Source organism: Paenibacillus sp. FSL H7-0735, assembly GCF_038008505.1.
GTDB classification, from domain to species: Bacteria; Bacillota; Bacilli; order Paenibacillales; family Paenibacillaceae; genus Paenibacillus_AQ; species Paenibacillus_AQ odorifer.
The window spans coordinates 1-9,241 of the sequence record NZ_JBBOZH010000004.1; the positions used below are offsets into that span (position 1 = coordinate 1).

General features: G+C 41.7%; 9 protein-coding genes. 3 read left to right on the forward strand and 6 right to left on the reverse strand.

The features are described 5' to 3' along the window. Nucleotides 1–398 precede the first annotated feature (398 nt). The 5 genes from NSS82_RS32560 to NSS82_RS32580 all read right to left on the reverse strand — a co-directional run bounded on the left by NSS82_RS32560 (nt 399) and on the right by NSS82_RS32580 (nt 3,874). Nucleotides 399–1,103 carry a helix-turn-helix domain-containing protein gene (locus tag NSS82_RS32560; RefSeq protein ID WP_076273814.1) on the reverse strand — a complete coding sequence of 235 codons (705 nt, stop codon included), beginning with the start codon at nt 1,101–1,103 and terminating at the stop codon, nt 399–401. Between the two features lie 287 nt (nt 1,104–1,390). Beyond that, entirely contained in the window at nt 1,391–1,549 is a 159-nt protein-coding gene (locus NSS82_RS32565; RefSeq protein ID WP_178944317.1) for a hypothetical protein, read from the reverse strand. Nucleotides 1,550–1,660: 111 nt separating this feature from the next. Continuing rightward, nucleotides 1,661–1,867 (reverse strand): hypothetical protein, encoded by a 207-nt coding sequence (locus NSS82_RS32570; protein WP_076273813.1) that lies wholly within the window; start codon nt 1,865–1,867, stop codon nt 1,661–1,663. 1,330 nt (nt 1,868–3,197) lie between these two features. Continuing rightward, nucleotides 3,198–3,572, reverse strand: coding sequence for a type II toxin-antitoxin system PemK/MazF family toxin (locus NSS82_RS32575; RefSeq protein ID WP_076273820.1), 375 nt, complete (start codon nt 3,570–3,572; stop codon nt 3,198–3,200). Then, a complete protein-coding gene (locus NSS82_RS32580) occupies nt 3,572–3,874 on the reverse strand; it encodes an AbrB/MazE/SpoVT family DNA-binding domain-containing protein (protein ID WP_076273819.1) in 303 nt (100 codons plus the stop codon). The genes NSS82_RS32575 and NSS82_RS32580 overlap by 1 nt, the downstream gene beginning before the upstream one ends. Nucleotides 3,875–4,657: 783 nt before the next feature. Between NSS82_RS32580 and NSS82_RS32585 the strand changes: the two genes are divergently transcribed. From NSS82_RS32585 to NSS82_RS32595, 3 genes are all read left to right on the forward strand, one after another. After that, the gene (locus NSS82_RS32585; RefSeq protein ID WP_178944319.1) at nt 4,658–4,903 is read left to right on the forward strand and encodes a hypothetical protein; all 246 of its coding nucleotides are present in this window, start codon (nt 4,658–4,660) and stop codon (nt 4,901–4,903) included. Nucleotides 4,904–5,510: 607 nt separating this feature from the next. Next, the gene (locus tag NSS82_RS32590) at nt 5,511–6,137 is read left to right on the forward strand and encodes a hypothetical protein (RefSeq protein WP_076273818.1); all 627 of its coding nucleotides are present in this window, start codon (nt 5,511–5,513) and stop codon (nt 6,135–6,137) included. Nucleotides 6,138–6,303: 166 nt separating this feature from the next. Further along, nucleotides 6,304–6,882, forward strand: a complete 579-nt coding sequence (locus tag NSS82_RS32595; RefSeq protein WP_143761378.1) for a hypothetical protein — start codon at nt 6,304–6,306, stop codon at nt 6,880–6,882. Between the two features lie 1,859 nt (nt 6,883–8,741). Here NSS82_RS32595 and NSS82_RS32600 read toward each other — a convergent pair. Further along, nucleotides 8,742–9,230: a recombinase family protein gene (locus tag NSS82_RS32600; RefSeq protein WP_341109933.1), complete on the reverse strand. Its 489-nt coding sequence runs from the start codon at nt 9,228–9,230 to the stop codon at nt 8,742–8,744. Nucleotides 9,231–9,241 lie beyond the last annotated feature (11 nt).

Below are 9,241 nucleotides of genomic sequence, written 5' to 3' on the forward strand. Positions count from 1 at the left end.
GCAGATCGAGGTTCTGTTCTTTCGTTGATACACGAGCATAGCCGATTTTCGCCATTGTGAATCCCTCCCGATATGTATAATGCTATTATTCCCTAAAACATTCAAAAAATCAAGTTTAGGGAATAAGAAAAAGGGACGGTTTTAGGGAACGTAAAAGGGCTGTTTTTGGCGCTCCTCTGGGATCATTGGGACGGTTCCCGGAAATCACCGTTAAAGGGAACGGTAAAAAGCCCCCGAGGACGAGTCGGGGGCTAGTGTAAGGCGAAACGTCGTACAGAGTACGAACCTATCCAATATATCACGGCTTTGAGCTGTCCCTGTCAGGGATTGGAAGGGGAGTTTTCAAAACAGCGACGTATCTGGCGCTCTCTGCGGCTGTTGATGTACCTTTACACGCTTTATGAAACTGAACGATAGGAGTCGTACTTTTCTTGAACTCTATTCACAGTTTTTCTGATTGTTCTTCGATCTTTTCTAAGTTCCTTTGCAGCTTCTCTTTGTGAACCGCCATCGTTAATGATATTAAAGACGTCTTGTTCGAGACTATTAAGCTCCTCTTTATAGAGTTTAAGCATAACCATATCCTCTAACTGATAGTTGTCAGGATAGAAATCCTCAAACCCTTCTTTTAATGACAATGAATCGTGAAAGGCACGACGCTTATCATATTTACTCGATCGCAATATGTCTTTGCCTCGACTTTGTATGCCTTTTTTTAATTGTTCGTACAGATAGTATGGATCCAGCCAAGAGTAATCCATTACTATAGTCCAAGCTATCTCATAAAACGCACTTAGAAAATCTTCCCGTGTTAATCGATTGTTTTTATAACGCTTTCCCCAACGAGTTGCATAACCGTTAATTAGATTAACTACTACCGGATATGTTAAAAGGTTGTCCTTACTATCTTTTAATTGTTGCTTGTCCAAAGTGTAGGATAACCTGTTAAATTCGCGTTCTACTTTCTTTATCTTTTCTGCTTGATCTTTATTTTTTATCCGTTCAAGGCGCTCATGCTTCTCCTGTTGACGCTGTTGAATCTCTGTCTTTCTCCGTGGAGTTCTTCCCAATCTTTTCTTTTTTTTTGCTAACGTTTCACTCATTCTAACCTCCGTAAATTTTCTTTTGAAAGATACACCACTTCATGAAATAATGTCGAATATAATTATAAGTAAGCGAAGCGAACGACCATCTTTTGATATCTCTTAATTATATCTAAAAGAGAGGTGAAAGGTCATAGAAATTAGGAAAATGACCCCAAACGGCCTCGAGATTCACCTATTTTTGAACCTATCAGTCATTCTCCTGGATTAAATATCGAACTCTACTTTATTTTGTGGCAGATGTTAGCCAACTCTTAATATAGTGAAACAAAAAAAGAGACTGAGGATCATTCCCTGGCCTGTCGTTTCATTGTTGCATATGCGGTTAGGTTGGCAGCTGTCGGATTAGCGGCGGCTACCTTGCGAGCTGCCTCGATCTGCTCAGCTGTCTTAGCGACAGACGCATATTGTCGCTGCTTGGAACGCTCATTGATTTTAATCAGCACTTAGAGAGAAAGAACCGGAGGAGAGACTCATGAAAATGATGATTAAGCAATACGGAGACGACGATAGACTCAGCCCTGAGCAGCTGATCGTCGCGGAAATTTTGAGCGGTGTCAATCTGTTGAAATATGATTATCTGGTAGGATGAACGTTTCCTCTTCAGACCCAAAGTGAAGACCTTTGAGTATACAAAAAGCTTTTAATGCATCTGACATAACTAATATTTCATCTCCAATAGATTCACCGAAGTAAGTAAAAATATATGATCTAATAAATTCATTTTTTTCTTGGTTTTCTATACTGATTTCTTCCCACGACATAAAATCGCCCTCCTTTCCTTATGATTATACGCTATACAGATTTAGATCCTCACCACACGCCCTGATGGTGCCTCCTTTTTTCATGGTTCTCAATCTCTACCTTCTTACTCTTTCCCAGTCACGCATTTACTAGGAACTTTAATTTGGCCAGTGCAGCGCGAACTGTGCAGATAAATCCAACTTAATTATGGAGTAATTAAGGAAGGCAGGATAAGGGAGGATGTATGTTCATACTCCTCCAGTGTTACAAAAACGCGGCAAAGCCGCGTTATACAAGGTTTTTTTGTTGGATTTACGTACGTATGAATATACTCCTAACTAATCATTGAGGAGTATACTCATACGTACGTAAAATGTTAAAGCCTTGATGCATATAGATTTTTTTATACTCCTAAGTATGAGTCTTATCAACTCTATTTTTGCTGTACTGGGAAAGAAGACGAAGCAACATATCAACCGCTTTGGAAGAATTATAGGTAGAGGTATTGAACCGAGTGCCAGAAGTGGATTGAGGATCATAAAAGGTTAAAATCTAACTGGTAGCGATTCGGGATAAAAAAAGCAGCCCTGAGAAATTCAGAGGCTGCCTTTAGATTTTTTTGATAATTCAGAAAAAGAGCAATTACTAGATATAGAGATAATAGCAGTTCCTATAAAACAACGAAAACCTTAAAAAAACATGTTATTTTGAGATGTTTTTTAGGTAAGCAATATATGTACCATAGATACAACATATTGTGTTTCGAAAAAATCGGACGCTAAATGTTGTGGAATTTTATAAAAAAAAGGGTTGCAAAAAACAGGAATAAGCCCCATAATAAACAGTGGGGTTAAAGAAGTGGTTCAAGCTTTAATCTCTAGTAATCTTGGTCATGACCTGGCAGTCTGACTTTGATCTTATATGTAACGTTACTTTCCAAGTGCTAACGATCCTAATTCTATCAAACATTGTAGACAAAACGCAACAGTAACTTTTTGGTAATACACAAAAATTTAAAAATGTTCCGTAGTTTGAGTCGAACTGGACCGCTAAGTATTGTAGCGATAATACATATGCTGGATTATATTGCTTGACCTTCTTTAGCCTACTTTGGTTAAAGGAGGAACCCTAAATGGTTAGACTGTATTGCAGTTTCCCCAAGAGAACGCATGTGATTGAACATTCACGCTGCGCTCACTCAGTAAAGGGGCACTATAGAGGTAGACGTTGGATTCCAGCGCATCCCCGTAGTGGATCTATAGTGTCAGAACATTGCCGCTCATAGAATGTATAACGAAAAGCCTGGACTCTGGTCCGGGCTTTTTTGTTATAATTCCTAAGTAGCTAATGTTAGGCTAGAATAGATCGAACGTTCGTAATAATATTCAAAAAGAAAGCAGATTCGAGATCAAGTTGTCCAATAACTTCTGCATTTCTTGCACTGAGATCGAGAGACTTGACTTGATCGGTTAGTACAACACCACTGAGATGTTGTTGAGTAACATTTGTCCCGGAAATCTGAATATCAGCAGGAACGGGAACTTCAAAGGGATAATGTCTTGTCGTATTTGTTATAGGGACAATTAGTGCGAAAAAGGAATTATTCGGATCAATTAATCCATCAGAAAGTACAATTGCGGGGCGGTAACCAGCTTGTTCGTTACCAGCTTGTGGACTCAATCTTAGCCAAACAATGCTCCCGCGTGCTACGTTTCCAGTAACCATTAAATCATTTCATCCCCCATCGGTTCTTGGAATTGTTCTTCATGAGCAATCATGCCTGGTTTGCACCGATCACGTAACGCGAGAAAATGAGCGCGTAACGCTTCCTGATTATCAGGATTCGGAAATAAGGGGCGAAGCACAACTTCATTATTCTCTGAAACCAACATTTCGATTTCGCTACCTTCCTTAAAATTCACATGGTTTGCTACTTCCGATGGAAGACGAAGTGCAAGACTGTTTCCCCATTTTCTAATGGTTGCAGTAGTCATAAATTTCAGTCCTCTCAGTTTTATATAGCTCAATGATATCACATCCTCGACTTTGTATCTACGTAGTATATACATGTTGAGTGGAATAGATACAAAGAAAAGAGAGGACATATGTACAAAACACCTGATTTTGTGCGCATGTCGCATGTCGCATGTCTAAGGCTCCTTGGAACACACTTGGAGAAATCCGGAGAAAAAAATTGGCCTTGTCGCAACAGATGCGAACAGAAGCCGATTTTTTATATTGTTCCAAGCAAATAAATTAGGTAATAGTAGTGAATCCTCAAATAGCGAGGAATTGAGTTCAACAATTCTGCCATTTAATATGACATAAATAATTTTTAATCTGGATCGTCGGTTGTCTTACATATATGTAAGACAATCGTAAGACGTTTATTTATAAGGAAGGTCATGATGAATTTTGGGTATTACCATATGATGTAGCCTTATCAAAGCCGCGCCAGATGTGGATTTTTTGAAAAACTACTCTTCCAATCTAAACAGTAGTTATGCTATAGTCAATTAAGAGACTCGCATAACTAATAAATTCTAAAGACAAAACAAAATAAAAGCCCATTTGTTCGGCGGCTCGGGATCCCCATCCCTCAGCTGCTCAGTCCGATCTAGTAAATCGGTGAACAGGCACGCACTCAACAATGAGCTTATTTAGCCCCATTATACCCTCCAGATAGTAGTTAAATCAAGGTATAATGAAAGCTTAATATAATCGGACGAGGTAGCCCCTGATTCTCCAATTTACGGAGGATCGGGGGCTTTTTGATTTGTTGTCAGCGGCTGAGCCGTTTACATATCTAATTGAATAATCGACGCGCTCCGGATCCTTTTTTTAAATGGGATGCCGTGGGCTTACTTTCTTATTGCCTTTTAAGCAATCTAGTAAACAGCGCCGAACGTCGGAAAGCACTAGCAACGACGGTAAACACTTGGCATACGGTGAGCTGCGCCGATGCGGTAAGGCAGCGTAACGAGCGTAAAGGCGTAACCATATCCACGCTGCTCGTTAGACTAACGGGAGGACGCCGTAAATCGGTCTGGAGGTAGCCAAGCCATCGTAAGATGGGGAGGGCGCTGTCAATTACATGGGATTGGCTTCATGTAGCAAAAGGCAGCGTGAGGCGGTAATACGTCTCTTGTTTGGATATGGGGCGACGGATACTCATCCTACCTTACACGGCGTACATAACAACCACTCACTCGTGTCCATAGTTTATTTATCTGTGGACTCGGGTGGGTGTTCTGTGTCTCCTGAGCCTAAGCCAAACCATATCAGCGTGTCGATTTAACCCTTAAAGTCAAGAGATTTTAAAGCAGTTTAACGTACTTTGTAACTAAATACGTAAGTGTAAACATCTAAAAAAAAGAATGAATGAATACGGAGCGGTGCCGGATGGGGGGTAGGATCCCCTTGTGCCGTAGCAGCTCGATCTGTTCAACATAGAAATGGAGGCAGGGAATGATCTCTTAACTCGAATAGGTTTTAAGAGTATAATTCTAAGTCAAGCATAGCGCTAGACGAACGAAATGGGCGTTCTCTACCCCCTCTGTCTGATTATTCGAATTTAAATATGCCCGACGGGGTTGAACGTCTCATAATGGCGCATAGAGGCTGAGACAACGTGATAATAAATTCATAGAAAGGAAGTTTATAATGGCAAACCATGATTTCAATAGTCCATGTAATTGTTCGGAGTGTCGGGAGATTACCCAGACTCATGTCTGTCTGAGCTGCCAGTTCCCTAACAAGGTGAGTATTGATGGAATAGCTCGCTGGGTGAGCGATAGGAAGGGAGGCGGTGACTATATATTTGATATCCCACCGTCGCCGATCCGGGATTTAAATTGTTATAGCTGCGGTCATCTTATGCCAGCGGTTGGATATTATGATTCAGTTGATAAGGAGGCATGTCAGAGGGCGCAGGAGCGTATTGATCTGATTCACGCTGGAAAGGTATGCAACAGCTGCAATAAGGTCGAGGGGATTGATTGGGGATTTGGTGGAATTATTAAGCTCCGGACGTATAACGGGCAGCAGTTCTGCGGTGGGTGTGTCGTTGAAGCAGCGAAGCAGGATAATCCAGATCCGTCGGATAAGGACAACAAATACGAGTTCAATCAAGCTAGTCTCGAATGGTCATTAGCTCGTGTTCGGAGTTATTGTAAGACGTGCGGTAAGGGTTATTTAGTAGCGGTCAGTGAACGAAGCTGGCGGAATCTTTGCAAGTCGTGTTATTCGCAGCGCCGAACTCCTCAGACCGTCTCAGATCAATCGAAGTGACCTAGTGGTCGACTCCAACAAAAAATTGATCTGAGAGGAGATTCGTGAACGTACGTCGAACTAATCATGAATATATTCACTTTCGTTCACGACATGAAACCTTTATTTATAAGGGATTAACGTGAATGAACGCGTGATGAATGTATGCATGAACGGAGCTGATTATATGAGCTGGCTAACAGTCACGGACGTTGCTCAGAGGGTGGATATCCCTCCAGAGACCGTACGGAGATACATAACGAGGCACTCGCTACACTTACAGGCTAAAAAGGGGCATAAATCCTATCAGATCGCGGAGAGCTGCATCCCCGTGTTTGTTCAGATTCGGCAGCTATACGCTGAGGGAAAGCAGATTGACGAGGTTGAGGCTGCGCTCCTGCAGCTAGGGAAACCGACGATCATAACCGTGAATGAATCTGGTGAATCCATGAATGTAAATGTGGTAGAATCCCTTGCTGCGCTTGATATTAAGATGAATGCTATCGCGTCCATGCTTATGAACGTGGATGAACGGTTGAAGTCTGGAGAGAAAGATCGTGCTGCCATGAACGAGGATATGAAAACGATTCGTGAGCAATTCGTTACCGTACATAAGGATGTGGCTACGACGACGGAGCAGCTCACTGAACGGATCTCAGACATTCAGCAAGGCCAGGAGCGAGCGAATGCTCAGCTCGGGGAGATTGCTTCTCGAATGGAGACATACGGCAAGCAGCGGCGTGGTCTGTTCGGGTGGCGCAAATGATAGATAATGAGGGAGTTCTCAGCTGAGATGAAGAGGATTTTTTTAAAAATTCTAGCATGATTAGGTAATATCCGATTTCTCCAGGTAATACTGATGCATCGGACGTTAGGGCTGTATTTCGTTCTCCTCGATCTATATTAGGTTTGTAGGTATGAAGAAGAAGGTTTTTTCGGATTTTCTGACAATATAATAGGAGGGGATAACGGTAGTTGTATGGGATAAAGTGTAAAAACACAGGAAACATAAGGGATTCTATACATATTTGACATTTGACGGACGAGTGTGTATAGTTCATATAGTAGGAGTTTGCCTAATTTTTACCACTACATAATAAGTGCTATTTGATACCCGTGTATATGATTTTTTTGAATCATATATCTGCGGCTTTTTTTCGTATCGGCAAAAAAAATAACCCTTCATTGGGTTTGTTTTGTGTGCTTATTTGGTGCTTCCCGAGCTTCTCCGGCTCGTTGCGGTGATCGGAGGCTCGTTCATATAAATTGCTTTGTTCATTGAAAATAAAATAATTGGAAAGGAGATGACGAACATGCCTAATTGGGTTAGAGATCAACTAATTGGCTTGTTCTTGGGATGTTGGGCATCTGATGTTTTTGGAAACAGCCTTATTTTATACCTCGGTATAAAATGGTACTGGTTGATTCCCCTTTTCATCGTTTTGATCAACATTGTGAGATTCGTTTGGAAAAAGTGGTTGCAACACTTTTTCTTACAAATCATCGTCAAGACAATGCGCCACTCTAGGGTAAAACCCTACGCTGTACGACTTCATGTTTTTTTGGGCAATAATATATAATTTGATTTCTCATTTTGAACCGATTCCTGTGTTGCGACAGGAGGAGGTTCTTTTTTTATTTTTACTTAGTAAAAGCTAAATTTTAACTAGATATTACCTACTAATATTCCACGTACGCATAGAATTATACAGAACAAACCAGTGTTTGTAAAGCTTCTAGCACCCGCCCGGGGCACTTCTCGGGGGTTTATTCACTATCTGTGGTTATATAACATCATTGTTGTGGAAGAAATATGTCCTGCACAGTTTTCCACACTTCCTATATATGCCCTAACTGAGTTTTTTTTCACAAGTTATCTCTAGAGATACGCTTCAGTATATTCGAGGTGAGTCATTAGATCGTGAAGCTCCAGAATCCTGATAAATACGATAGTTAAACATCCTACTATAACATAATAAAAAAATTTCAACCAGTGTAATAAAAAAAGAAGAAAAATTGGGCACAGCGCTTTCAATATGATACAGTTTTAAGTACAAGGCTGTTAGATACTTCCTCGCTAAATATGAGGAGGAGGTAATGCGATGAGTAATAAGACTATACAGTTAGCTACTTTAGTGACTTTGATCGTGTTCGGAATAAGCACTTTTATTTTTCAATTATTGGATTTCATACTTAAAATTAAATAGCAAAAAACCTTACCCCAACGTTTGAGCGCGTGTAGGAGGTAAGGTTTCCAGTTCACCGCGAGGATAGTCCCTGCGGCCTTGTACCTGAAACGAGTCGACGCTACCAACGTTCGGCTCGTTTTTCATTTTGGTGGTGTTTTATAAAGTAAAACACTTATTAACGCAAGTTTAACGCAAGTTAGTGCGACGAGCAAATGGAATTTTACGCTATGTGCTTACTTTTGATAGGTTTAGCTTTTGAAAATATCATAGATGCAGGTGGTAAAGTTCGCGGTTGAGGGTATTTTCATATGTCCGGAAATGTCATCCCGGATTTTGATTTTTTTTGTGGAGACGGAGAGTACAGTTGGTATGGAGGATGTAATAGGGGATCCCCCCTGTGGGCGTTGGCGCTGAGGTGAACGAAAAAGCTCAGCCGCTAGGACTGAGCATGTAAGGCGCGATATAGAACAGACTTGCTGACTCCGGTCATTTCCCGGATCTCGTTGATTGTGTACTGCTTGGAGGCGTGAAGCTTTAGCGCCTGAGCGAGCTTGTCGCTGTCCTGTGATGGTCTGCCTCCGACGCGTCCGCGCGCTCTAGCGGCTTCCAGTCCGTCTCTCGTCCGTTCTTTTATCAGGTCAGCCTCTAGCTGGGCGAACGCGCTGAGGATCGTCAGCATAGCCTTTCCCATTGCTGAGGACGTGTCTATCTTATCTGTGACGCTAGAGAACATTATCTCGCGTTTATTGAGGTCGTCGACAAGGTTGACGAGCTTGGCTGTTGATCGTCCCAGCCGATCCAATTTATAGACGACAAGCGTATCACCGGGACGGAGATAGTCGAGGCAAGCAGCTAGCTCCTCACGGTCGTCATTCCGTCCGCTTTCCTTCTCTTGAAAGATCCGTTCGCATCCCCCCGCTTTCAATGCGTCGAGCT